The following is a 26,600-nucleotide window of genomic DNA, read 5'->3' as shown; positions in this document are numbered from 1 at the left end:
TCATTTCATGGATATCTTCGCAGGCCAGATAATGATTACTTCAACACCTATTTCGATGCCGTCTTTTATCTCTATCACGCACTCAGTGCCAAAATGCAAGATCAACCGTTCCAAAACATTTTTTAGTCCGTACCCCGATTTATCTAACGATACGTCTGCTAATGCCTGTGCTTCTTTCTTCAAGCCTGATCCATTATCCAAAACGCGCATTTCAATAAAACCGTCATCCCTCAATCTTGCTCTGAGTTCAATCTTCCCCGGGCGATCTGAATGCTGGATGCCGTGCTTAAGCGCATTTTCTATAAGCGGCTGCAAGCTAAGTTTTACGGCGTTATAATTCAGAACATTCTCATCTATGAAATACTGAACCTCGAGCTCATCATCATATCTGATTTTCTGGATGTAGAGATATTGTTTGACGATTTCAATTTCCTCTCTTACTGAAATAATCTCGTTACCCGCATTCAGCGTTAACCTGAAAAATTTGCTCAATGCCGTAATGATTGAAGATACATCATAAGCATCCTGGTTGATCGCCATCCAGTTGATCGTATCCAGGGTGTTGTATAAAAAGTGTGGGTTTATCTGTGCTTGCAAAGCTATGAATTGCGCTTCCTTCTTCGTATTCTCGGCTCGATATATTTCCGCAATCAGATTATTTATTCTCGACCTCATCTCATTGAATCGTTTTTCTAGCTCACCCAATTCATCGTTAACCTTATTAGGCACTACCGTTGTCAAACCATCATTTTCAATATAAGACATAACTCGAATCAAGCGGTCAATACGTTTTGTAGAGTTCTTAAGGATCAAATAAATGAGTAAAATAACGATGAATAAAACGGCAGTAATTGTCATGATACTGAAATTTCTCACTTTTTTGCTGCTTGTATATAATAAGTCCTCTGGAATCGTAGTGATAAGAATCCAACCATTGATTTCTAGCTTTCTATAAACGACTTGCTTACTTTGATTTCCTTCTCCTGCCTTAAAAGATCCTTTTGCACTACCGCTCATGACTTTCCCGAATAATTCGGCATCCGGCTTTGCATCCCTACCATTACTAGCGCTTGCAGTAATAACAGACCCTTCCTTGTCGATGAGATAGGTGATACTGCCCGATGCATTGCCGACATTACTCATGATGTCCTCAATGAATCGGTTGGGCGTATATATTTCAATGATGCCTATCACATTATCCGTATAGTAATGCTTAAGCAATTTATATTGACTTGTTACATACTGATCAAAGCGTTTGCTTAAGCGCAGATTGGCTCTCCATACAGCCTTGCCGTTTTCTTTGGTTATGGTCTCATACAATTCCATAGTATCGATAGCCTCAATCGCATTAATCATGATTTGTTCCTGGGAAAACAATACGTTTTCTGGAAGGTAAATACTGACGTAATAGTTGTTATAGCTGGTAATAATGTCGCTCAGAACTGGTTTCAGGGCAAAATAATTTTCAATTTGTTTCACTTTATTAGGTTCATGCAAACTAGAATAAAGCAATTCATTCACAGCATGTTGGTTGGAAATAATATTGGATAATTTGTCCATCTCGTTAAAAATATAAGTAATATGCAGATTAAGTTGCTCTAAAGCACTCGATGCATTAACATCAACCTGTTCATCAAGAATATCGATAGATTTTTGGTAAGACATGAAGTAGAAAATAATCGTGAATGCGACAAAAAAAGTTACGCATAATAGTATAATTTTATCTCGGATCTTTATGATTCCTTTAGGAGTTTGAGTGAAGCTGCGGTGATTGAATTTCATCTCAATGATCTCCCTCTCTATACTGGGAAGGACTTATGCCGAAATGCTTTTTAAATATCTTTGCAAAATAATTTGCATCCTGGTAACCGACCATGCAGGCTATTTCACTGATCCTGTAGGTAGTATTCAAGATCATTGCCAACGATTTTTCCAGCCGCATTGTTGTGAGATAATCCATGTAGTTATTTCCTGTTTCCTGTTTGAACAAAGTACTGAAATAATTAGGGCTGATCTGCATACACTCTGCTACATATTGCACGTTCAACGGCTCATTATAACGAGTTTCGGTCATCTCCATAACCTTGCTTATGATATGAGCAGACTTCTTTTTCCCTTGCTGCTGAAAATATTCACATAGAGTGAGTAACAATATGACTAATCTTTGTTCAATTTCATTGAGCGTTTGCAGCTCTAGGAGCTCGCCTAGATGATGCTGTTCAGGCATTGCCGTGTTTATTTTTCTGAAAATTTGTTTAACCAAAGAAACCAACTCAAGTCGAATCATCTGAATCTCATTGGAACTCACAAAATTACAGTTAGAAAGCGGTTTCAAGATTAAATGAATGACATCCTTGACCTTTTGGCAGTCAGCCGCCTGGATGTAGAGAATAAGCTTCTCAACGAGTGCTTGTTGAGGTATAAAAATAAGCGGAACCTTCATATATGAGACCGGATATATAATAACATGCCCATTCCCCAGAATAAACCGTTGATTGACAGCTTCAAGTGAGGCTGAATAGGAATCGGCTAAAGCAAGACAATCATCCGCTAAACTTCCTATCCCAATCGTGATACCGACACTATAACGATTCTTTAGAATATCTAAAAGGGTGTAACAAACATTGTCCAGACTTCTGTCGTTATCAGCAAACATGCAATGTGGACTGATAACCCCTATAATCTCAGTTTCGGACATTTGGAAAACTGCACATGTGCCGATCCTACGAAAGGTTCCCTCTATGATCTCCATAACTTGACTTAACGTAGGCTCCCTCAAGCTTATAACACAATCAAAACGTATGTTAACAACCACCATAGATCGTGTGAGATCCAGACCGATAAGGAGCTGCTTCATTTTGCTGATCACGCACTCCGTATTTTGGATCTTTCCAGAGAGAAGCGATACCATATATGCCTCCCTTAAAACAGCAATATTATCCCTCCACTTCCCTTTCAATGAAGATATCTCCGCTTTTTCTGCTGTCTCCGTTTCATAAATTGAAACAATTCGCTCCAATACAGGATTCAATTCATTCAGATCGATAGGCTTTAGCAAATAATCAATAACGCTCAATTTAAATGCTCTTTTCATAAAATCGATTTCCTGAAACCCAGTGATCATTACAATTTTGACATCTGGAAACAAGACCTTCATTCGGGTTGCAAGCTCAATTCCATCAATCTTAGGCATAGCAATGTCCGTTATCAGTAGGTCGGGTCTAAAATGAGTGCTGATCTGCAGTGCTTCAGTTGCATCTTTAGCTGTTGAGATCTGTTTAAATTTAAAATTTTTCTTCGTTATATATTTTTTTATACCTTCACGGATTTGTTTTTCATCATCTACGATGAGTAGGTTCATATTCGTCCCTCCTTTCGCGAATGTTCCTGCCAAATTTTCTTTACATCGATGGAACCTAATACTATTGTATTTACACAATATAGATTGTATTGTATTAATATTGAATAATCAAGAAAAGTTTATGTAAAACGCAACCTCATTCCACAACCATTTTGGCTAGTTCGCACCTTCTATTTTCCAAACAATAGCATTCATTTTGTGCATTTCACTAATCGCTAAAGATTGGATGTTCGCCTATGATGAAATCTTGGAATAAACTAAGTCTATTGTACAAGCTGATTCTGGTATATTTGGTATTGATCGTTGTACCTACCTTAGTAATCAGCTATGTCGGTTATAAGTCACACCGGGATACTATGGAAGATAACGTGAATCGCTTTGCATTAGAAACACTACAACAACTGGCTCTAAACGTCGATTCCTATTTAATTAATCTGATGCAGCTGTCAGTATTTCCGTATTATGATAACCAGTTAACCGGCTATTGGAAATCACCTTCAACCAACAAAGAAGCAGCACTTCAAATGAGCCAAGCTGCTTTAAAATTTTCCGACAATACGGTTTTCAGCAACCGTAACGATATTAATGGCGTCATTTTTTTCGATGGATCCATTGATGTGCTGTCATTTTTGCGGAACAACTATATTGATTCCACTTATAATTACAAACAAGCGGATTGGTATAAGGAAAGCCTGGCAGAGGCAGGAAGACCCATTCTGGTCGGAGGCCAGTCCTCCAACTTCGATAAAGGTGAGGAGCGGATTATAACGGTATCCAGATTGATCAATGATTTGGACTCCTACAAACCAATTGGGGTATTTGTCATTCATGCGAATCTGAGTATGGTCAAAGAAGTTGTGGACAAGATGAGTCCTCTGTACCAAGGAAAGGTGTACATCTTCGATCAGAAGAATCGCCCTTTATATGGAGAGTTTACAGAAACCGGTATGGAGCAGGCCTTGGTTGAAATGCTGAAGAATAATAATTACGCGAAGGCTACTCAATATATGAAATTAGATAAAACGGAATTCACAACACATCTGGTTGCTTCCGACAGAACGGGTGTAAAAGCGCTCTATGTAATCCCTGTTGAAGATTTGGTCAAAAATCAAAAGCTTATTTTATATTCCACAACCTCATTGGCTCTTGTATCCGTGCTGGCCTCCATCCTTATTTTCTTTGTCATAGCCCGACAATTAACGACACCCTTGAAAGAGCTTCAAAGATTGATGAGAAAAGTAGAAATGGGAAACTTTCAAGTACGCTTCAACAGCAGCAGAGAAGATGAAATCGGCAGGCTTGGCTCCGGCTTTAACTACATGGTGACCGAGATGCGCCAGATGATCCATGATGTGTATGATGCCAATCTTCGTAAAAAAGATGCTGAATTAACAGCACTGCGCAATCAGATCAATCCGCATTTTCTGTATAACACTTTGGAATCGATCAATATGGTTGCCGAACTAAAAGGCGTCTATGAGATCAGTGATATGATTGGTGAGTTGGGAGAGCTACTTCGCCTCTCGCTCAGGCGTGGAACCCACAGCACGGTGGAAGAAGAAATGAGACTTGTACAAATCTATATGTCGATCCAACAAATTCGCAGTGAAGGGAAATTCACCGGGCAGTTTGAATTCGACGAAGAAGTGCTGCCACTTAAAACTTTAAAAATGATTCTTCAGCCTATTATTGAGAATGCTATTGACCACGGTTTAGGGAACAAAGATGCAGTTGGCACCATTCTTATTCAGGCCAAACGGGAGGGCTCCTTTCTCCGCTTCTATATTATAGATAACGGGATGGGCATCTCCAATGTGAGGATGGAGCAAATCCATGACCGATTTAAACAGGAAGGCTATGAGGATAAGTCCATCGGCTTAAAAAATGTACATGAACGAATCCTGCTGAACTATGGCATCCAGTATGGCATTCGCATTTGCTCCATGGAGGGAGAAGGAACAACCGTTCAGCTTACGTTGCCACTACGGATTTAACCTTTTACCGAGCCGGCAGCCATTCCGTTAATAATTTTGTCCTGAAGCACCAGATAAATAATAATGACCGGAAGGATCGTTATAATAACTGCCGCCGACATCATGCCGTAGTCGACCAGAAACTCGGACTTAGCAAAGGCAGCCGCGACCGTTAATGTCCTTAATTGTTCCTTGGGCAGCAGAATCAGCGCATAAATATAATCATTCCAGATACTGATGAAGGATAAAATCGATATCGTGACGATTCCATTGCGGCTTAGTGGCAAGATGATACGCAGCAGTAGATCTCTCGTTCTGCAGCCATCAATAATTGCAGCTTCTTCCAATGCAACAGGGATAGCACGCATGTAACTGACCAGTAAAAATACGCAAAAGGGCAGCTGATGGGCAATGTAGGTATAAGCTATGCCATACTTACCACCATATAGATCGAGCATTTGATAAAGCTTGAAGGTGCTTGCCAGCACGGTAATATTCGGAATAAAGATCGATAAGGCAAAAAACATATAAAGCAAATACGCTCCTTTAAATCTGTATCTGGCCAGCACATACGCGCAGGGTACCAGAACAACTAACAGCCCTACCAGACTTACCAGGGTAATGGATATGGAATTGTAAAAGGCTTGGGGAATGCTAGTGCTTTTAAACACATTGATATAGTTGGTAAAGTCAAAGGACTCAGGGAAAAGCCTGATCTGTGTAAAAATTTGTTCGTTATTTCGAAACGAGTTAGAGAATGTCCACCATAACGGGACGAAGGTTGTTAGTGCATAAGTCGTTAATATGAAGTACTTGATCACAAGTACGGAATAATTTTTTAATCGTGGATTCAGTGAAGCTCCCATGAATCGTCCCTCTCTCTTTTTACCTATTTTCGGTTCTCTGCTCCTGCTCCCTATCTCCTAAGCGTCCGACCGTGTCATACGTTTGAATACCAATGAAACTACCAGACCAAAGAAGAAAATGAACATGGCCATCGCGGTACCGTATCCATAATTCATCATCGTAAAGATCGTCTTGTACATAATGGTCGCCGGCACCTCTGTCGCTCTGCCTGGACCACCACCGGTCAAAATAAAAATGTAGTCAAAATTTTTCATTGCTCCTGTAATCGCTAGAATAATACACACCTGGATAACGCTCCAGAGGAGAGGAATCGTAATTCGTACCAGCTTATGCCAGCCATTGGCGCCATCAATTGTGGCTGAATCATAAATATCCTCCGAAATATCTTGAATACCGGCAAATAAAATAATGAAAAACAAGCCGACATTTTGCCAAATAGGTACAGCTATAACGGAATAAAAAGCAATCTTTTCCTCGGAGAGCCAGCCTCTTGCCAACGAATTCAGCCCTATTGCCCGAATAAATTCATTGATCAAGCCAATATCCTTGTCGTACATCAAGGTGAAAATCAGACACATCGCAGAGGACGAAATAATAACCGGCATAAAATAACTGGATTTTAAAAACCTTGAGCCTTTAAAGGGCTGCCGCAGCACATTGGCCAAGATTAAGGCAATGCCCACTTTGATCACGATGGCCAATATGGCCCAGACCACAATTTTCCAGATACCATCAACAAATAAGGAATCTTTAAAAAGCGCAATATAGTTATCCAAGCCTATGAATGTTTGTTTGGTAATACCGTCCCATTGTAAAAAGCTGTAATAGCCTGTTTGAATAAATGGCACGATAAAGAACAAACCATAAATAAATAACGCAGGCAGCATAAGAACCAGAACAGATCTGTTCAGCTTCAATTCACCCATGCTTATTCCCCCTTAAACTCTTTTATAGATATATATCTAAACTAAAGCTTGCTGGCTCATAGAGATACGCTTCTGTTACGTCTTCATAGGACATATCTAAAGATTTTTGTCAAAGACACTTTCAGTTTTCAACGCCAGTGCTATAATAATATCAACTTATACAAGGAGGATACTGTATGCTCCGAATCGTTCTGATAGACGACGAATTACTGATTAGGCAAGGTCTTGCCAGTATAATAGGACGCTTATGTCCGTCTTGGGTAGTAATAGGAAGTGCATCCAACGGCGAAGAAGGAATCGAGTTGCTGGAATCGCTGAGACCTGATGCTGCCATTGTTGATGTACGAATGACTGGAATTAGCGGACTCGATATGATCAGCCTTGCACTTAGTAATGGTTTGACTACGTCGTTCATCATCCTCAGCGGTCATGGGGAATTCCAGTTTGTGCAAAGAGCTATGCGGATGGGCGTGTACGACTACCTGTTAAAACCGATCAGACGCAATGAATTGGTTATGCTGCTTGAGAAGCTGGAGAGCAAGCTGATCCAGCTTGGGGAGGATAACAATAAGCATCTGCAGCTGATCAAATATAAGCAAGAATCCGAATTGAGTGTACTGGAGAAAACCGTATCGCTGCTGATTGAAGGAGAATTGCTAAAGCCCGGACAAATCCTGGCTTTAGAAGAAAGCGATTACTTTTTTGAAAGGGATCATTATATTCTGTTTCGGATGGAAATTGACCCTGAGTCTTTGATTGGCAAAGTGAAAACCCGCAAGGACGAGCAGTTATTTCGACTGTTCTTCCATCAAGTGATTAACGAGCTGATTCTTCCTTATGGTAAAGCTATTATTGTGTCGGACAAGGACGATAGTCTCATCTTGATCCTCTTCTTTAACTCGACCCATTATTATTCGCTCGAATTTGTCGGGCAATTAACAAGCCAGATCAAGAAGGTAATAAAGGATTATTCCAAGCTTGACGTGACGATCGGCATTAGCTCCCTGCTCAGTGGGATGCAGCAGGTGAAGACGGCTTATCACCAGGCGATCAACTCGGTAACCTCAAGCTTAGGTGACAGACATATCCTAAAGGCCATTGAATATATCCAGAAGCATTACTTCGACAAGCTTTCCCTGGAGGAGGTTGCTGTGCACGTCCATTTGCATCCGACCTATCTCAGTGAGCTGTTCCACAAAAAAACAGGCGTACATTTTACTGAATATGTCACACGGGTTCGGTTGGATGAGGCCAAACGGCTGTTACGATTTTCTACCTGCAAGATTGAAGAAGTCTCGGAAAGATCCGGTTTTCTAAGCTATCGCCATTTCAGCAGAGTGTTCCATAAAGCGGAGAACCTCTCTCCTTCTACCTATCGCAAAAAATTTTATAGCTCTATCCCCTAAGCAAGTAACCTTTAAAAATGTCCTGAACAGACGAAAAGCATGTATATACGCCTTTATGCTGTCGTACTACTATTAGGGTGTAATGGAAACCGAGTTGAAAGGGGATCTATATGAAAAGATGGATGGCAGCGGCTCTAGGGGCGGCTCTTGTAACTTCATCAATAGGATGTAGTGCAGGCAGCGAGAAAGCTCAGCCTACGGCAAGTAAAGACAAAAAGGTAGTTTTGAGGTTTGCCACAGGTAATGTGGGCAAAGACAGTATGTCTGAGGTGGTAACGAAGCTTCTGGATAAGTTCAAAGCAGAAAATCCCGAGGTGGAAATTGTTGTCGAGGGTGCCCCCGGAGGGTTTGAACTGGCGAATAAAATCAAGATCGATGTAGCCAGCAATAATACGCCCGATGTCTTCACCTATTGGAGACCCGATCCTAATCTGGGTATGGATAAATTTATTGAGGCTGGTGCGATAGCCAATCTGGATGATCTCCGCAAAGATCCGGACATTAAAGATTTGTTTGACGATTCCGCATGGAAAACAGCGACCGTCAATGGCGTGGTACGTGCTATGCCTATGATTACCTTCTACAATCCCCTGTTGATCAACAAAGAAATACTTGATAAATTGAACCTTAAGGTTCCCCAGACATGGGATGAGCTTCTTAACGTGATTAAAGAAACGAAGAAAAATGGCTATATTCCATGGGGGGTCAGTATTATCCCTGCCAAATCCGGGACGATTGAGCGACCGATGAACTATGTTATGTATCGGATGCTCGGTTATGACAAGGTGAATAAGCTGATGGCTGGATTGGAGCCCTTTAACACTCCCGAGGTCATAACTGCACTTGAACGCGTGCGGGAGCTGACAACAGGCTACATGGCAGATGATGCCTCTGTAGTTGAGGACAGCGTTATTTATGCCAAGTATATAAATACTGGAAAAGTTGTCATGACCCTGGACCATTCATCAGCTATTATGAAGATTACACCTGAAGTGCAAAAGAAATTCGTCTCCGTCGACTTTCCATTAATTCCGGGAGGCGTAGATAAGGAAAAAACAATTGTAAAGGACTTAACGACTCTTGTATACGCTTCCTCCAAAGCTTATGAGGATCCCATTAAAAAGCCTTATGTAATCAAATTTCTAAAGCTTTTCTCGGGTAAAGAAGCTGGTAAAATGTATACGGAAATTGCCGGTAATCCGATTCCAATGAGAGGTGTCGATATAGACCCTACTAAAGTAACGCCTTTAGTCAAGGAATCCAGTTTAATGGCGGAGAAAGCTCCTGGCGTATTCTGGATGGGAAAAGTTATGGATAATACCCAACGGGATAAGGTATGGCCTCTACTGGCTGAATATTGGTTAGGCAAGTATACAGCCAATGAATTGGCAGTCAAGCTTGATGAAGCTTACAAAAAATAAAGCAGGACATGAAGACAAAACCTACTGTGATGGAGTGATTCCTATGAGTTTATTAAAGCTTCCACCCAACGCTCGCATTGAAAAAATTGAATGGGCTATTCTCCAAGGAGAACGCCCGAGAAGCGCCGGCTCCAATGCAAGAATCGGCGTCCACGGCAAGACCGTATCCGAAAGAATGGCACGGGTCACAATTGACGGTGTGAGCGGCTTTGGATGGTCGCTACTTACAAAGGAAGAAGCAGAACCGCTGATAGGTAAAACGGTCAGCGAGATCTTCCATCCAGAAAACGGCTTTATCCAGCCACAGTTCCGCTCTATTGAATTTGCTCTGCTGGATTGGGCAGGACAAATCCTGCAGAAACCAGTCTATGAATTGATCTCTCGCCAAGCGATTTCTGGCCCGGTTGCTGTGCCTTGTTATGACACTTCCTTATATTTTGATGATTTGTTATTGGACAATGATGCTGAAGCGGTGAAGCTGCTGCAATCTGAAGCTGCTGAAGGCTGGGACAAAGGGCATCGCAATTTTAAAATCAAGATTGGCCGTGGCGGCAGGTATATGCCGAATGTGGAAGGAATGCGCAGAGATATTGCGATAGTCCGCGGAATCCGGGAATACACTGGCCCCGACTCTCGCATTATGGTTGATGCCAATAACGGCTATAATCTTAATCTGACCAAGGAATTTCTGCTCGGAGTCGAGGACACCAAATTGTACTGGCTCGAAGAAGCCTTCCACGAGGATGATCAGCTTTACGCTGATCTGAGAGAATGGATGAAGCAGCGGGAAATGCATGTGCTGATCTCCGATGGAGAAGGCTTGGCTGCTCCCCCTATTGTCGATTGGGCGGAAAAAGGTTTGATCGATATTATTCAATATGACATCCGCTTCTACGGATTTACGAATTGGCTAGAGCTAGGCATCCGCCTCGACAAGTCCAAGATCAAGTCTGCACCCCATAACTATGGAAGCGGTTATGGCGGATATGCATCCGGCCATCTGGCTCTGGCTCTTGATGGATTTCAATTCGTAGAATGGGATACCATTGTTGTCGAAGGCATCGATGCATCTGGATATTCGATATCAGATGGAATGCTGCATGTACCATCCAAAGCTGGATTCGGTTTGGATCTTGATGGCAGTTATTTTTCTAGAATGGTTACTGAGAACGGCTGGCGGCTTTAATCTTCTATAACTCGTATCCGCAAAAGAACCTCAAGGAGATCCTCGAGGTTCTTTGCGTCAGTTTTATTACCCCAATCATTACGTGCTTCACGAATAATCAATGCTGTGTCAATCCTTTCCTGATAAACCTTTTTTCTTTCCGGATTTTCTACTTTTCCCAGGAACTTCAATGAACTTCCGGAGATCTCAGTCCAAATCGTTTAAGAATATCAATGACCTTCTACTCCCATCACATCTTTAAAAGTGAAGATCCCCGTAAACTCTTGCTCGCTCTCCATGGCTCTCCATTCGATACCACTTCTTCGAAGCTCACCCACTCATTCTAACGTTGACATCTATCTACGCGGACCCATGGTTTCCTTTAAACTACAGTTTATTACTCTGCAGCAGCTGGTTCCTCATCCATTCATTTTGAACCAATCCGTCACCTTCCTCCAATAATCGATGGTACAACAAACGTCTGTATTCCTTAATTAGCTCCGTGCAGCTTGGGTCATAAATAAGATTAGTCAACTCGTACGGATCTTGCTCCAAATGATATAACTCATCTATATCCGTCGTATTCCAAATATATTTCCATTTACTGGTACGGATCATTCTTTGCGTATACAAACCGAACTGCTGTCCGTTATAGGTGGAAATTGCCTCTGTTCGCCAATCCGAAACGGATTCAGGTTCATGGTCAAGTAGGGGAATTAGTGATTTTCCATGAAAAAAAGAAGGAACCGGCAGCTGCAGGAGCTCCAAAAGAGTCGGCGGCAAATCCAGCATATTATAAACGAACTTAGCGCACTGTTGTCCCTGCCTCGCCATTCCGGGGTATTTCACAATTAAAGGAACCTTTACAACATCATCATATAAAATATAGTGCTTATCCATCATCCGGTGGGAACCGCACATATCACCATGGTCGGAAGTGAGGATAACCATCGTGTTGTCCACGGCTCCGGTTTGTTCAAGCATGTGCAGCACCTGTCCAATCGCATCGTCAGCTTGACTAATCATTCCGTAATAACGGGCGACGATTGGGGCCCATTCCTCCCAAGTGTAATCTTGAATTTGCCAATTATGCAGCTGCTGCTTTTGAATATAAGGTTTATTGGTAAATGTTTCGTTAAAACCTCCCCAAACCGGTATGTCCTCGGGGCGGTACATATCAGCAAACTTTTCGGACGGTCTGCACGGAAGATGAGGCTCAGTGAAATTAAGCTGAATGTACCACGGATCGTCCCCATCCTCCAGCTCCCGGATCGAAGCACAGGCTTGGTTGGCTAACCAATGGGTTTGTGAATGCTCCACAGGAATTGGATTTCGCTCTCCAAAAAAACCGGCTTCGTACCGGACATCCGGATAAGCTTGCGCTATCATTTTCTTGTAAGGGTCAAATCCGGTATAGGAATCATAACCGTATTCTTTGGGGGTCCACTCAGGATGAACATCCCATTTACCGAGGAACGCTTTTTTATAGGAAAGCTTGTTTAGCTCTCTCGGCCAAGCATATTCAGTAGGCTCCAAAGCCGGAATACCCAGCCCGTTTTTAAAGTTCCACAGTGCTCCGAACGTTTCGGGCCTCCGCCCGTTAATTAAGGCTTGCCTGGAGGGGCCACATATCGGAATTGGTGTAAAAGCGTTCGAAAACCACACCCCCTCCGAGGCCAATCGGTCGATATTCGGGGTCAGTACAGGATACACTCCGCTGAAGCCAATGCAATCATAACGGAGTTGGTCAAGCATAATAAACAAAATGTTTGGCGGTTTCACCGGTGCTTACCCCCTTACCGGAACGTCAACTACTTGACCGCCGGACTGTTGGGACCATATAGCGGCTTCTATGACCTCCTGCGCGGCTAATGCCTCCAATCCGGAGCCTTCGATTTCTGAAGGTGAAGCATTTTGTTTAATTTGCTCGATGAAGCGTTCAATCCGGTTGCGGAACGTGTCGTTAAAGCCTTGCATTCCCCGCATGATCGAGTTTCGCATCACCGTCGTTTCACTGCTTTTGTGTGGATAATAGGTGATGCTTTCGTACACATTTTCGATCACGAACCGACCTTCTGTACCAGCTGCCTCGCACCACTCTATCGGATGCAGCATGGACATATCATAGCTGCCGGTTAAGTGGCCAACTGCCCCGTTGGCAAACTCCAGATTGATGCTGGCTGTCGACCATGTCTTGCGGCCCGGCGCTTTGTTCATAAACGCTTGAACCCGCTTAACATCACCGAAAAAATAGCGCATCACATCGATAGAGTGAGGATGAAGTGCGCGCATGTGAAACCATTCGGTTAAGTCTGCTTTGTTATCAATCGTCAGTCTCATATTCATAAACAGTGGAGTGCCAAGAAGATGTTGTTCAATCAAGTCCTTCCCCTTCTTTGCTGCAGGAGTAAAACGGTGGTTCAAATTGCAGCCAAAGCGGATTCCTTTATCAGCTGCCGCTTTCACCATCTCTCTTGCTTCTTCGATCCGGTTAGAGATCGGTTTCTCGACCAACACATCCTTTCCGGCTTCGATGGCTATCATGACAGGCTCGAAGTGATGGCTGCCCTTCTCTTCCCCACCTGTGGCGACACATACCATATCAATCTCCTCTTGGTCTAACAACGTTCTAAGATCGGAGTAGGCCTTTGCACCATAGAGGAGTGAAGCTTCCTTGGCGCGATCCTCCATCCAATCACAGACGGCGATTAGCTCGGTATCTGGATGCTCACTGTAATATCGGCAGTGGGTTTTCCCTATGTTATTGACTCCGACGACTGCTATGCGAATCATGGGTTTTCCTCCTATCTTGTGTAAGAAAAGAATGCCGCACCGCTGTTGTGCGGCGCGGCAAGAAATCTACTTATTCAGTTGTTTGGCCTGAAGGGACCTGGCAACACGCGCATCGCCAATATGCAAAGTTTCATAAGCCTGCTGCGATGAAGTAAAGGGAGCGTCACCTTTCCCATGCCATCCAAGATTCGTATACATCGGATTAGTCCTGCCTGTTTGCTCCTCACGGTTAAGAATGTACGCTTCCATTCTTGCTGTAAGCAGCTCAACGATTCCCGGCTCTTTTTCGGCAACATTGTTGTTTTCTTGCGGATCCTCAATCAAATTGTAAAGCTCAATCTCCGGCTTGAAATGGAAATCCGGCTCCAACGCACGGATGAGCTTCCAATGAGGCGTACGCCATCCGTGTTTCCGCATCCAAGTGCATTCCGTAATGTAAAATTCACTAACCCTATGATCAGATTTGCCGGTTATGAACGGTACGAGGCTCTGACCGTCCGGCTCCAGCTGCTCCTCTACTCCCATCAATTCGAGAACAGTCGGCATAATATCGCTAATTACAGAGATGTCGGATACCCGGTGTCTGGCTGGCACTTTACCCGGGAACTTGATAATTAGCGGTACGACCAGTGTGCAATCGTATAGACCATGATGATCAAAGAAGCAATTGTGCTCGTATAGCGTTTCGCCATGGTCTGATGTCACTACGATTAACGTATCCTCAGCCAGTCCCAAGGAATCGACAGTCTGCAGCAAGTTTTGAATGCATGCGTCCATGTAGGCGACTGCACCGTCGTATTGGGCGCTCACATATTCTTGGTCCGTAACGCCCTCGGGAATCCACGATTTGAGGAAATCGGCAAACGGTTTAAAGTTATAGACCGGCTCCATGGAGCGGTTGGACGGATCGCATTCTTCGCCCCCGTAGAATATACGCTCATACGGCTTTGGGGGTAAATAGGGTGAATGTGGATCCATATGCCGCAAAAACAAGAAAAACGGCTTGTCGTCATTTGCCAGCCTGTGCAGCTCCGGTATCGCGACTTCATTCAGATTTTCCGCTTTCGGACATTTACCGGATTCGTCCGGTACCCATGCTTCATAATCCAAGTAGCTGTCAAAACCGCGCGAAGACGGATTTCCGGTAAATCCGACACATGTCGTGTTATAGCCGATACCGCCCAGCACCTCTGCAAGCGTCTTTGCACCTACCGCGCCTTTATGCCGCAGCGCGACTACGTCCGTACCGAAGCAGTCTTTGCCTGTCAGCATGCTCGCATAGGCCGGCGTGGTCGGAATGCTCGGGCTGAAGTGCTGTTCGAACAACACACCTTCACTAGCCAGCTTATCCATATGCGGAGTCGTCAGCTTGCCGTAGCCGTAACAGCTCATCCGGTCCCGGCGCAGGCTGTCAATTCCGAATACGATTAGGTTGGGCGTCTTTTGGGAAGCAGGCATTTAAGTACACTCTCCTTTAGTCTGTAAGTTGTTCGATGAGTTGCTGCGTTTAACGGGCGCCAAGCTGCTTCAGGCAAGCGTTCAAGTAACCGTACGTTTCTGCGGCTACTATTGAGATTTGGGCAAGCGAGTGATCCGGCTTCGCTCCGATCACTTCCAGCACAACAGGCCCGTCATAATTGTTGTCCGCCATCGCTTTACAGTAAGCATACAAGTTGATATCGCCGCGTCCGCAAGCCTGCAGCTCAATCGGTCCCGGTCCTTGCTCACGCCCTTTGCAGTCACGGATATGGACATGCTTTACGCGGCTGATGACGGCCGGCAGCGCCTCCTCCGGATTCTCATTGGCGCGGAAGATATGGCTTGGGTCCATATCGATACCAAACGCCGCCGAGGAAACCTCCGACATCGCCCGCAGGGTTGTCGGCGTGTCATGAATCGCTTGCCCAATATGGGCTTTCACACACAGTGTAATACCCAGCTCTTCAGCCTTTTCTGACATTCTGAGCAGCATGTCGATCGAACGTTGAACATCCTCTTCAACACCGGTTTTGCCTCCTGGACCGATGTTCACAATCGGAATGCCAATTTCTGCCGCCGCCTCGAATGCCGTCAGCAAACGCTGCTCCTCTTTGACTCCGCCAAATTCCATTGAAAGAAAACTCAAGCCGTTGTCTTGGACGACCGACCTTAGCTCAGCCGCCTGTTCCTTCCAACGGGTAAGCTCCAAATGCTCGCACATGCCTTGAATAGCGGAAATTTCCACACCATCATAACCGCTGAGAGCAATTTGACGGGCAGCGGTAGCGAAGTCAAATTCCTTGAAAAGCACCGAATTGACACCAAGCTTTATCATTGAAAACACACTCTCCCTTTATCCGGCAGCTACTGCCGCATTATTTATAAAATTCTTTTATACAATCAAAAAAATAGGGGTACAAGTGCGGTTGGAAGGACATTTGACTGCGCAGCGGAACTTATTCACCATACTTTTACACTTTTACATCATGGACAATGGATCGCCGTGGAACGCAGGCAGCGGATGAGGTCTGACTACGGCCCCGCCTTGTTCATACGATTCGATTACAGCGAACGTATACTCCAGAACGGCCAGCGCATCCCTTCCGGACGCCCGGATATGCTCTCTTGGCACTCCGTTGCTAATATCCTCCAAAAAGGCATGCAGCCTGTTATTGAACGTCGTATTAAATTCGGTAACGCCCGATTCTGTTACTTCAGGCTGAGGATGCGCGCCGATAACGGGGACCCCCTTTTGCGCTCTCCAGTAGGAAACCTTTTCTACACAGTTTTCTATGCAAAAGGTTCCCTTCGTTCCGCCAACTTCCATGCTCCACCAGCCGCCCAGCCCATAGGTCGCATCACCGCGTTGGCTCAGCAAATAGCCTGCTGCACCGCTCGCAAACTTTACGTGAATACTGTTGATCGATACCATAATATCGCTTGCGCTTTTACGGAAGCCGGCCTGGCTGGAAAACGTTTGGATATGGGTAATATCGCCGCAAAAATATCTCATCACGCTAAACGGATGGGTCAAGAACGCCTTCATATGGAAATAAGGCTGATTTTTGTCTTTCGGCGATTTTGGCGGCGAATACAGCTCCTCTCCCCCGTTGAAGCCCATTTTATGTAAGCAATACACCGTCTCGCCGATATCTCCTGAATCCATATACTGCCGGGCTTTTTCTGCAGGTGCGGTAAAATAATGGTTGAGATTGCAGCCCAGATACACATTCTTTTCGGCCGCGAACCGGACCAACTCCCTGCCTTCGCGGATATCATTGGCAAGCGGCTTCTCTATGAGTACATGCTTGCCTGCCGCAATTGCCTGCATAGCCGGCTCAAAATGCCAGCTCCCGTTATCGATACCACCTGTAGTGACATCGACGATATCCAGATCAGGCTCGTGCTGAAGCATCTCCTGCAAGCTGTAATAGGCTCTAACGCCGTATTTTTCCGCTGCTTTGTCGGCCCTTTCCTTTACGACATCACATATTGCGAGCACTTGTGCCAGTGGGTCCTGAGAATAACATTCTGCATGGCGCATACCGATTCCGTTCATTCCGACAATTCCTATTTTCAAGGCCATCATCCCCATCCCGTCGCTTGCTTTCTGAGGGCAAGCCGGGACTGCACCACCTTTCATTTTCAAATGTGTAGTGCTTATGTCCGCCCCTGGTTGCATATTGCTGTGAATGCGCTGTCATTTCAACACCATCATATACCGCTGTTACCGTTGTTACATTGCCGAATGCGACATCTTCAGGGTCGATTCAGTCATCTCGCCTCCTTATTTGCTATGTGGAGAATGCACTGCCCGTTCCAAGGAATCATAACGCTCACGCTGCGGATTTGAAATCCATGATTCCCATGATAATCCGACAGAACCCAATATGGACTCAATCCGTTTGCGAAACGGGAGCTGCGCTTCGTGGATTTGAATCATCATAGGATCGGGCCTGCCCCTCAGCTTACTACTCACAAAACCAGTAAGCCGCTCTTCCATTTCCGCTGCTAACATTGGGAGCTCATCAGCCAAATTGATATTTTCACCGGGATCCTGCTGCAAATCATACAATTCAAGGTCTGGACGCGTAAAAGGGCCCGTATCATAATTCCGAATGAGCTTATAACGCTCCGTCCGGATAGCTCTTGCCGCCTGCCAGGCGCATTCGCTCAAATACACCTCATCCACAGTGCCTTCAGACTCTCCGTTAATGGAGGGCCATAAGCTGCGTCCGTCTAAGCCGCCCGCCGCTTGAAGCGCGGATACATCAATACCGGCCGGGGCATCCCTCGCAATCGCTTCGAGAACCGAAGGGAACAGATCCGCATGCTGTACGAAGCCTTTAACCCGTTTTGCCGCGGGAATATGCCCGGGCCACCGTATAATGAGCGGAATATGCACCGTTTGCTCGTACAGTCCGCAATGATCCCAATAAATATCGTGCTCCGTAAGACTTTCCCCATGGTCTCCAAACAGGATCAGCAGTGTTTCCTCTTGTATCCCAAGGTTAATCAAGTGATCATCCAGCTCGCGAATAAAATCGTCCAAATACCGTATTTCCGCATCATAAAGCGCGTTTACATATTCAGCATCTGTTACAGGACCGAGCAAATGGTAATGGTGGTGTTTAAAAAAAGGATAAGCCGGATGTGAATACGCCCGGTTCATACTTGGGTTGCTAAGTTGATACGGATCTTTAGCCTTATTATAAAAAGGCTCCATATAAGCATCTGGCGGCAAATACGGTGTGTGAGCGTCCCAATAGTGCAGGAACAAGAAAAAATCTTCGTCTTTATGCTCGCGAATCCACGGCAGCGCCAAATCATTCACCGTTCTTCCGTCAATCCAACGCTTTTTTCCAGAGCTATTCATATAATGACGGTAACCGCGAGCGAACCATTCCTTCAGATTATACAAGTTATCAACAGCGCCGGTGAGAAAACCGGCTGCTTTGAGCTTGGACGGCAGCCACTCCTCTGCCTTAGGAAGGTAAGTCAACTCCGAGCCATGCGATATGATTCCAGTTGAGAGGCCGATTTTTCCGGTAAAGACGGCCGAATGTGCAACCTCTGTCGGAATATCGGCTGCATAAGCACGCTCCATAAGTACACCTTCGGAGGCTATCCGGTCGATGTACGGACTCGTTGGCTTTCCGTATCCATAGCAGCCAAGCCGGTCGGCACGCAGCGTATCGAGCGAGATCATGATGACTTTCATCCTCGGTCTCCCTTCTGTTCATGACGTATGCGTACCGAGTCTGCCGTCAAGTCCGTCTCCTTGCCGGCCGCAACATAGCTTTTCGGCGGCTTGACGTACCGATCATTCCGCTCAAGCCATTCCAAAATCCGATTCACATTAGTTTCGACTGATTCCTGAAACGTATCAAGCACAATGTCCGCTTGCTCCGGCTCATCGTATGGATCAGAAATCCCTGTGAACATCGTAATTTCCTGACGCCGCGCTTTAGCGTATAAGCCCTTCACATCTCTTGCCTCACATACGTCAAGCGAACAATTCACATAAATTTCGACATACCCCGTAACACGGCTCTTAAGATACTCCCGCATTTCACGGTAAGGTGTTATTGCGGAAACAAGCACAACGATACCGTGCCGGGACAGTAGATCAGCGACATAAGCAATGCGGTGTATATTTTCAATCCGGTCCTCCCGGTTAAATCCAAGACCTTTGCAGATCGCCGAGCGTACGGCGTCACCGTCCAGCAATTCCACAGGCTGCCCCGACTCCGCAAGCCGCTTGTAGACATGCTCCGCGGTCGTCGTCTTACCGGAGCCCGATAGACCGGTAAACCATAGCACCTTACCACTATTCTCCATTTGCTCTCCCCTTTTCAGAAGCCGTTATTCTACTTCTTACTATAATTATTCTAGAGCGAATCGGAGGGGAGTTCATTGTCTATTCTGCCATTCTAGTGGTCAATGCGGCCCGTAAGGAATTACCCTTTTACCGAGCCTGCAGTCATGCCTGCAACGATCTTTTTGTTGAAAAAAATAAACAAGATGAGTGGCGGAATAGAAATCAATACAACATCTGCAAACAGTAAATTCCATGACGAAAGATACATACTCATAAAATTGTAAAGCGTTAACTGAACCGTTGCATTGTCCGAACCAGGAAAAAAGTAAAGCGGATTTACAAAATCATTGAAAATGCTGACGGACTGAATGATGATGATCGTGGACGAAACGGGCTTTAATAATGGAAAAACAATATGAGTAAACAGCTTAAACCCGCCGCACCCGTCAATGAACGCACTCTCATCGATGTCGCGCGGGATCGTTGCCGTAAAGGCCTTGTACAAGATGGCACAAAACGGAAAATGAAGAGCGATTTCGACCAACGTAAGTCCTGCTAATGTTTTGAACAAGCCGATGGAATTGAGCACCCATATGGTAGGCACAATTGCTGGCGGAATCATCAGTCCGGCAAGCACGAGAAAATTAATGATCGAGGCTTCTCTCCCTCTCTCCCTGCGCTGCATGACAAATCCGGCCAAAGAGCTGACAATAATCAAACCGGTGACCGACAAGACGGTTAGAAGTGTGCTGTTGTAGAAAGCGCGAATCAACATACTGTCTGCGGCAAGCAGCACAGCCTTATAATTCTCAACGATATGAAAGGTATCCGGCCAATGCATATTCATGTCAGCCGCTTGCGAGCTCGACTTGAAGGAATTGACAAGTACAAAGTAAAAGGGCACCCAGAAGATCAAAGCTGAAAGCAATAGCATGACAATGCTGACCACCGTTTTCTGTACCATGCTGTTCATAAATCAACCTCTCTTCTGTTCAGGAACATGTATAAAGGAAACGCCAATAACGATATGGCGAAGAATAATATAACGTTGCCCGCTGTCGCAAGACCGTAAAATCCTGCTTGATACTGCTTATAAATAATCGAAGCGATAAGGTCCGTCGAGAAGCCCGGGCCACCTCTTGTCATAGCCCAGATCAAGTCGAACGTGCGTAAGCCGCCGATGAACGCCAAGATGATAACGGAGTTCATGGCAGGCCGGCTGAGAGGCAGCGTTATGTACCAAAAGCCTTTAAACGCGTTTCCTCCGTCGATTTTTAGCGCCTCGTAATAATGCTGCGGTATGGCCATAATGCCGGCGATATAGATGACAGTGGCAATCCCGACGCCTTTCCAAACGTCGACAAACGCGACCGAGAACAGCGCCAGCTTTATGTTCCCCAGCCAGTCCGGGCCGTTAATACCGATTGCGGCAAGGCCTGTATTGATTACTCCTTGGGTGGGGTGCATCATCGTACTGAAGGCGATCCCGACAGCTATCGTGCTGAGTAATGTCGGAAAAAATACCATGGAGCGAAAATAGTCTTTGAACCAAATTTGTGACGTAAGTAGAGTTGCAAGCAGAAGAGCAAGAATCACCTTCAATCCGCAGGTCACGACAGCGAAGATTAAAGTGTTTTTGAAGCCAATTTGTAAGGACGACTCCTCGAAAAACATAATGTAGTTGTCAAATCCGATATATTGCCATTTGGTAAGCGTCCATCTTGTCATGCTGAAAAAGAAAGACATGAAGGTTGGAAGCAAATAGAACACGAAGTAAATAATGCCGGCAGGCAGCAAAAATAAATACGTATACATCTTCTTTTGCGCTAATGTCATCATGATCTCTCCTTAAATGTTCAAAAAAGCTGGTCACTGCGGAGAGGAGGACTGTCTCCGCCGATGCTCTTTTTGAACACGCTTCTATTAAACCGGCCCTGCAAGATCATTGCAGGACCGGTCGATCATCTATACCTTACCAGCCCGGTAGATTCAGCTGCTGGGCCTGCTTCCTTACGTCCTTGTCATAATCAGCAGCGCCATCTGCAGGAGATTTTTGGCCGGTTCCGACCTCAATTAAGATGCTTTCCAGATTCGGCCCTTTAACCGGAGAAGTAAATTCAAGCGCCGGCAAGGTTTTGCCGTTATCAAAATACGGCTGCATCTCTTTGATTCCGTCATAAGTATCGTCAGGAACTTTAATCCCTTTGACTACATAAGGTCCGTTCGCTTTACTCTTAGACATGTAAGCCTTTTGACCTTCCGGGGATATTAGGAAGTCAATGAATTTTTGGGCTGCTTCTACGTTTTTGCTCTTTTTATTGATGTAGTAGGAATTAGGCATCCAAACGGTAAAGCCGTTTAAGCTTGCGTTATCGCTTGGAGTCGGGAATACGCCGATATCATTCACCTTATCCGGATAATTTTGCGCTAAAGCATCGATAGCACTGCTCAGCATCGGGTATTGCACCCCAGTCCCTTCTGCAAGCATCTTTAGACCCGCGTCATAGGTTGTAGCGAGAAAGTCCTTATTCAAATACCCTTTTTTAAACACCTCGCTTGTCATTTCAAAGCCACGCAGCGCAGCAGGCGTGGTAGCGTATTTCGCTTTATTGGCCGTGTAATCCTGTACGAAATTGGGGACTTGGGACTGAACGTTATAGTGATTGGCAAGCACGAAGAGCTGCGAGGTCCATGTGGTTTTGTAGGAGCCGATTACCGCCGTTTTACCCGCTGCTTTAATTTTATCGCTGTTTGCTATGAATTCAGCCCAAGTTTTCGGTACAGTAAGCCCGAGCTCAGCATACGCTTTTTTGTTATAAAGAATGCCACCAACATTAGACGAGCCGCCGGGTACGCCGTATACTTTACCGTTGGAGGTAACCGTCTCCTTGTAGGAATCCAGCAGATTAGCCATGAACGGTTCTTTTGTCAGATCAACGAAGTTTTCCTCCGGGTTCAATGCCCTCAACAACGAGCCTGAATTGTAATAGAGAATATCCGCCATTTCACCGGTAGCCAAGCGCGTCTTGACTAGGTTATCGCCTTCCGTACCGTCGGGTTTAATATCGAATTTGATTTTGATATTCAGCTTTTTCTCGGCTTCTGCCGCTACAGCTTGCGTAGCAGGATACGGAGTACCCGTTGAGCCAATCAACAGCGTAAGCGTCACCGGTTCAGCCGGTTTGCTTGGAGCAGGTGCTTGCGCAGCCGGTTTGTTGTCGACCGGGGCCGGAGCGGGGCCCGCAGCAGGCTGGGATCCGGAGCAGCCTGCAATTAAGGTTGATATTAAGGCAGCGTAAGAAAATAAGGTAAAGACCCTGGCTCGATTCATATCAATATCCTCCTTAGAGTTTTCGCTTTAGCGAAAGCTGCATCGTAAGCGTAGTCTCAGTTTCGCTTAAATAAATTGTACGTGTAACTCCCATTAATGGACACCTGCGATTTGCACTTGTTTTAGGGGGCGATTTTTCCTATTGCAAGCGCACAACTTTTATTCACCCTCGGATCCACCGTTGTTTTTCATGCTGGCTTGCTTTGTTGCATTCCGTTTTGCATACATAATCGGGGTTTCCCCAACTATTTTTTTGAACAAATGGCTGAAATGCTTCGTATCCTCATAACCGACAAGATGGCTTACATCCTGCAAACGTTCCACGCCGCTGGACAAAAGCTCCTTAGCCTTTCGGATCCGGTAAGCCGCCATATATTCAGAAAACGTTAAGCCGGTTTGACTTTTAAACATCCGTGACAAATAACCCAAGCTGACATGATGATGGGCCGCAAACTGCTGCAATGAGATGCTCCCTTGGTAATGGTCGTGTATCAATTGGAGCAGCACCGGAACCAGTCTTTTTGGATTCGCATCCATAGGCTCCTGTCTGCCATAGAGGCTTACTATTTGGTCGTTCAACCATTCAAACAATTGAACATACCCGGAAAACCGGTTCAGCACCTCAACGTCCTCTGGGGCATCATTCATGCCCGCCATCCCCGCATTAGCGGGAAGCAAATGATATCTCAATGAAAACAACACATCACGAATAAACAGCCTGAGCTGGCGCTTCGTTATTTGCTTTTGCCGCAATTCCTCCAGTATTTGATGCAAGTTTTCTTGACCCTTTCCGATCTCACCCTTCTTATAATGGATCTCCATCACCCTGACCTTTTCCCAGACGCTACCAATCTCCACATCCTGATTTTTCGTCCCGGAGGTCAGAAATGATGGCATACCGAAGGTCATTTGTTCCTCCACAGTCTGCTTCAGCTTCGCAAACGTTTCATATAATGAATTTTTTCCAGATTTCACCGCAAATCCTAAATGAACCGGAGCCTCTAGCTGCTTTAATTGCTGGTACAAGAGAGACAAATTTTCTGTTACGTGGCCACTCTGCATAACATCTTTTAACGGAATCAGTACTACTCTGTGCAGGCAATCAAGGTCCAGACAATGAATCTCAGTTTCAGGAAGGAGTTTGTTGGCAAAGCATTTTTTAAAGTGGCTGCAGTGGATGCGGAATTCCTTCCAGTTGTTTAAGTCCTTCCCTTGCTCCAGTACGAGCAGCACCATACAATAGGAACGTCCGTTTACCGCACGCAAAACGTCATATTCAGGAATATCCGCGGTTAGAAGCATCTGCGTAATGGAACCGTTCATCCATTCTTCTCTCTGCTTGCTGTCGTTCTCAATATGCTGCATCGCTTTATCCACAGCTTTGAACAACGCATCCTTCTTCACAGGTTTAAGCAAATAATCGTAAACACCAAAATGCATCCCTTGGCGGGCGTATTCAAACCGATCATGGACGCTTATTATCATGCTCTTAATGGACGGGTCCAACTGGTTTAATTTTTTGATTAACTCTAAACCGTCAATTCCCGGCATATTGATATCGGTCAATACTAAGTGAGGACGAACCTTGCTGGCAGCCGACAAAGCATCGTCACCATTATCAAAGGTGTAGACGCTGTGAGCCGCCTCGTAGGCTTTAAACAGCTCTACCATTTCAGCCAACGCCCAATGTTCGTCTTCTACCAAAAAAATGTTCATTGCGCGATTTCATCCTCTCCCTGTTTAACTGCGATAAACGGGATTACCAATGTGACTGTCGTTCCTTCGACTGGTTTACTGTACAGCCTCAACCCGTATTGCTTTCCGTAAAACAATTGAATACGTTGGTGGATATTCAACAGACCGATGCCGTGCTTAACATCTTGAATGTGATTTAACGCATTTGAGTGTTCAAGCGTATCGTGTAAGTGCGTCCATTTGAGCTTATTGATTCCTTCCCCGTTGTCCGTAACGGTAATGGTCAGTTCTCCACCATGCCTGAAGGCCCTGACGGCAATAGAGCCTCCTGCTTTCATCCTGCGAAGACCATGATTCACGGCATTCTCAACAAGCGGTTGTATGGTTAGCTTTAAAATAGAAGCATGCAGCAGCTCCGCGGGAATATCGAAATGCAGCTCCAGCCGGTTACCAAACCGGTGCTGCTGTATTTTGAAATAGTTGCCGATATGCTCAATCTCATCGTGAAGAGTTACGGGTTGGTGGAGGTTTCTCATACTGTATTGAAATAAACCGGCCAACGATTCCGATATTTCCGCTACCTCCTCAATCCCCCTTAACCGGCTGATCGATTTCATCGTATTTAATGTGTTAAATAGGAAATGGGGATTAATTTGAGCGTGGAGCGCTGAAAGCTGGGCGTTCTTCTCCGCCAGCTTCGATTCGTATACTTCATGAATTAAGCGGGAAATGCTGTCGAGCATGAGATTGTACATTCGGCTTAATCTCCCGATTTCGTTCTTCCCTGTGTACTCCATCCTTTGATTGAAATCGCCCAGCTCCACACGCGACATCTTACGCATCATGTTATTCAGCGGAAGCATAATTTGATGGGACAGGATGTAGGAAACCACTGCAATTAACAGCATCGTGATCATCCCGACGATAACGACTATGTCCTGGATCCGTTTTTGCTTTAATAAAATGACGTTTTTAGGGATGAGAATAACCGTATTCCAGCCTGTATAGCCCGATTTTTCAAATGTATACAGGTATTGTGTATCCTTCCATTTCAATTCCCCTTCAGAAATGGATCTCTTGAATAATGATGCATCAAAGACGGACCGCGAGCTCCCCATCAAATGGCTTCCATTTTCAAAAATAACTTGCCCCTCGTCGCTTATAATCAGAACATGCATCGAATTTTCAATTTCACTTGCTTTTGTATTGGTCAGGATCATATTAAAGGCGTTTACATTAATGTTAGTGCTCACAAATCCGATGATCGTTTGAGTAGGGATTTTCGTAATTTTTCGTACAAATGAAACCACATTTGCGGATTGCTCTTCCGGAGCCTCTTCTTTATAGGAAGGTATTAAAATAAACGGTTTGCTGCTGAATACTTCTGTAAAGCTGCGCAGCTCTTCATTTGTAAATGTAATGGGAGGTTTCGGTTTATCAATTTTGGAGTATTGATACAAATGTCCGTCCAACGTGTAGATGGAAATACTTTGTACGTATGATTTGGGGTAGGAGAAATTAAATAAAACAGGATTTAGCCTAAAGCCTACGGTTTCTTTTTCAATAGGATTGGAAGCTTTATAGAAATCAAACAAATTGCCTTGAATAGCGGGGTCTATCGATATCGCTAATGATAATTCTTCAATATTATGCATATACAAATCAATCATTTCGGAAAATTGCCGGGATATGATTTTGGACAAGGAGAAAGTTTGGTTTTTAATATCGTCTCTATTGGTAAAGTAAAATATCATGCAAGTAATCCCGACAATAAACAAGGACACAATGGAAAAGGAAATAAACATTTTGGTTTTCAGCATCCGATCATTCCATCGCCGCATTGGAAATGTCCTCTCCTTGCA

At 44.9% G+C, this 26,600-nt stretch carries 20 protein-coding genes; 4 read left to right on the top strand and 16 right to left on the bottom strand.

Annotated features, from left to right (window positions below; translation table 11 throughout):
• Complete coding sequence (locus G9U52_RS28275; RefSeq protein ID WP_166154020.1) at positions 1 to 1,782, bottom strand: sensor histidine kinase; 1,782 nt, start codon at positions 1,780 to 1,782, stop codon at positions 1 to 3.
• A 1-nt stretch (position 1,783) separates the two neighbouring features.
• On the bottom strand, positions 1,784 to 3,361 hold the full coding sequence (locus tag G9U52_RS28270; RefSeq protein WP_166154019.1) for a response regulator: 1,578 nt from the start codon (positions 3,359 to 3,361) through the stop codon (positions 1,784 to 1,786).
• A 236-nt stretch (positions 3,362 to 3,597) separates the two neighbouring features.
• Between G9U52_RS28270 and G9U52_RS28265 the strand changes: the two genes are divergently transcribed.
• A complete protein-coding gene (locus G9U52_RS28265; protein WP_166154018.1) occupies positions 3,598 to 5,355 on the top strand; it encodes a cache domain-containing sensor histidine kinase in 1,758 nt (585 codons plus the stop codon).
• On the opposite strand, the gene G9U52_RS28260 is transcribed toward G9U52_RS28265, so the two are convergent.
• The gene (locus G9U52_RS28260) at positions 5,352 to 6,200 is read right to left on the bottom strand and encodes a carbohydrate ABC transporter permease (protein ID WP_166154017.1); all 849 of its coding nucleotides are present in this window, start codon (positions 6,198 to 6,200) and stop codon (positions 5,352 to 5,354) included. The genes G9U52_RS28265 and G9U52_RS28260 overlap by 4 nt on opposite strands.
• 57 nt (positions 6,201 to 6,257) lie before the next feature.
• Positions 6,258 to 7,127, bottom strand: a complete 870-nt coding sequence (locus tag G9U52_RS28255) for a carbohydrate ABC transporter permease (protein WP_166154016.1) — start codon at positions 7,125 to 7,127, stop codon at positions 6,258 to 6,260.
• A 176-nt stretch (positions 7,128 to 7,303) separates the two neighbouring features.
• Between G9U52_RS28255 and G9U52_RS28250 the strand changes: the two genes are divergently transcribed.
• From G9U52_RS28250 to G9U52_RS28240, 3 genes are all read left to right on the top strand, one after another.
• Entirely contained in the window at positions 7,304 to 8,533 is a 1,230-nt protein-coding gene (locus G9U52_RS28250; RefSeq protein WP_166154015.1) for a response regulator, read from the top strand.
• Between the two features lie 110 nt (positions 8,534 to 8,643).
• Positions 8,644 to 9,954 (top strand): ABC transporter substrate-binding protein, encoded by a 1,311-nt coding sequence (locus G9U52_RS28245; protein ID WP_166154014.1) that lies wholly within the window; start codon positions 8,644 to 8,646, stop codon positions 9,952 to 9,954.
• Positions 9,935 to 11,140, top strand: a complete 1,206-nt coding sequence (locus G9U52_RS28240) for an enolase C-terminal domain-like protein (protein WP_243767606.1) — start codon at positions 9,935 to 9,937, stop codon at positions 11,138 to 11,140. Before G9U52_RS28245 ends, G9U52_RS28240 begins: the two co-directional genes overlap by 20 nt.
• Positions 11,141 to 11,506: 366 nt before the next feature.
• Here the strand turns inward: G9U52_RS28240 and G9U52_RS28235 are convergent, their stop codons facing one another.
• The 12 genes from G9U52_RS28235 to G9U52_RS28180 form a co-directional block, all read right to left on the bottom strand.
• Positions 11,507 to 12,901, bottom strand: coding sequence for a sulfatase family protein (locus tag G9U52_RS28235; RefSeq protein ID WP_166154012.1), 1,395 nt, complete (start codon positions 12,899 to 12,901; stop codon positions 11,507 to 11,509).
• 6 nt (positions 12,902 to 12,907) lie between these two features.
• The gene (locus G9U52_RS28230) at positions 12,908 to 13,912 is read right to left on the bottom strand and encodes a Gfo/Idh/MocA family protein (RefSeq protein ID WP_166154011.1); all 1,005 of its coding nucleotides are present in this window, start codon (positions 13,910 to 13,912) and stop codon (positions 12,908 to 12,910) included.
• 66 nt (positions 13,913 to 13,978) lie between these two features.
• Positions 13,979 to 15,370, bottom strand: a complete 1,392-nt coding sequence (locus G9U52_RS28225; protein WP_166154010.1) for a sulfatase family protein — start codon at positions 15,368 to 15,370, stop codon at positions 13,979 to 13,981.
• A gap of 49 nt (positions 15,371 to 15,419) precedes the next feature.
• Entirely contained in the window at positions 15,420 to 16,226 is an 807-nt protein-coding gene (locus G9U52_RS28220; RefSeq protein WP_166154009.1) for a sugar phosphate isomerase/epimerase family protein, read from the bottom strand.
• A gap of 144 nt (positions 16,227 to 16,370) precedes the next feature.
• Positions 16,371 to 17,534 (bottom strand): Gfo/Idh/MocA family protein, encoded by a 1,164-nt coding sequence (locus tag G9U52_RS28215; RefSeq protein WP_243767616.1) that lies wholly within the window; start codon positions 17,532 to 17,534, stop codon positions 16,371 to 16,373.
• Positions 17,535 to 17,678: 144 nt separating this feature from the next.
• Positions 17,679 to 19,112 (bottom strand): sulfatase family protein, encoded by a 1,434-nt coding sequence (locus tag G9U52_RS28210; RefSeq protein WP_166154007.1) that lies wholly within the window; start codon positions 19,110 to 19,112, stop codon positions 17,679 to 17,681.
• Positions 19,109 to 19,732 carry an adenylyl-sulfate kinase gene (gene cysC, locus G9U52_RS28205; RefSeq protein WP_166154006.1) on the bottom strand — a complete coding sequence of 208 codons (624 nt, stop codon included), beginning with the start codon at positions 19,730 to 19,732 and terminating at the stop codon, positions 19,109 to 19,111. Before cysC ends, G9U52_RS28210 begins: the two co-directional genes overlap by 4 nt.
• 119 nt (positions 19,733 to 19,851) lie before the next feature.
• Positions 19,852 to 20,685 carry a carbohydrate ABC transporter permease gene (locus G9U52_RS28200; protein WP_166154005.1) on the bottom strand — a complete coding sequence of 278 codons (834 nt, stop codon included), beginning with the start codon at positions 20,683 to 20,685 and terminating at the stop codon, positions 19,852 to 19,854.
• Positions 20,682 to 21,548 (bottom strand): carbohydrate ABC transporter permease, encoded by an 867-nt coding sequence (locus G9U52_RS28195; protein ID WP_166154084.1) that lies wholly within the window; start codon positions 21,546 to 21,548, stop codon positions 20,682 to 20,684. Before G9U52_RS28195 ends, G9U52_RS28200 begins: the two co-directional genes overlap by 4 nt.
• A gap of 136 nt (positions 21,549 to 21,684) precedes the next feature.
• Positions 21,685 to 23,043: an ABC transporter substrate-binding protein gene (locus G9U52_RS28190; RefSeq protein WP_207953258.1), complete on the bottom strand. Its 1,359-nt coding sequence runs from the start codon at positions 23,041 to 23,043 to the stop codon at positions 21,685 to 21,687.
• 159 nt (positions 23,044 to 23,202) lie between these two features.
• Positions 23,203 to 24,759: a response regulator transcription factor gene (locus G9U52_RS28185; RefSeq protein WP_166154004.1), complete on the bottom strand. Its 1,557-nt coding sequence runs from the start codon at positions 24,757 to 24,759 to the stop codon at positions 23,203 to 23,205.
• Complete coding sequence (locus tag G9U52_RS28180) at positions 24,756 to 26,579, bottom strand: cache domain-containing sensor histidine kinase (protein WP_166154003.1); 1,824 nt, start codon at positions 26,577 to 26,579, stop codon at positions 24,756 to 24,758. Before G9U52_RS28180 ends, G9U52_RS28185 begins: the two co-directional genes overlap by 4 nt.
• Between the last annotated feature and the right edge of the window lie 21 nt (positions 26,580 to 26,600).

It is taken from the genome of Paenibacillus agricola, assembly GCF_011440305.1.
Classification (GTDB): domain Bacteria; phylum Bacillota; class Bacilli; order Paenibacillales; family NBRC-103111; genus Paenibacillus_S; species Paenibacillus_S agricola.
Note: the sequence above shows the minus strand (reverse complement) of the source record. Positions and strands in the feature narration are given on the sequence as shown.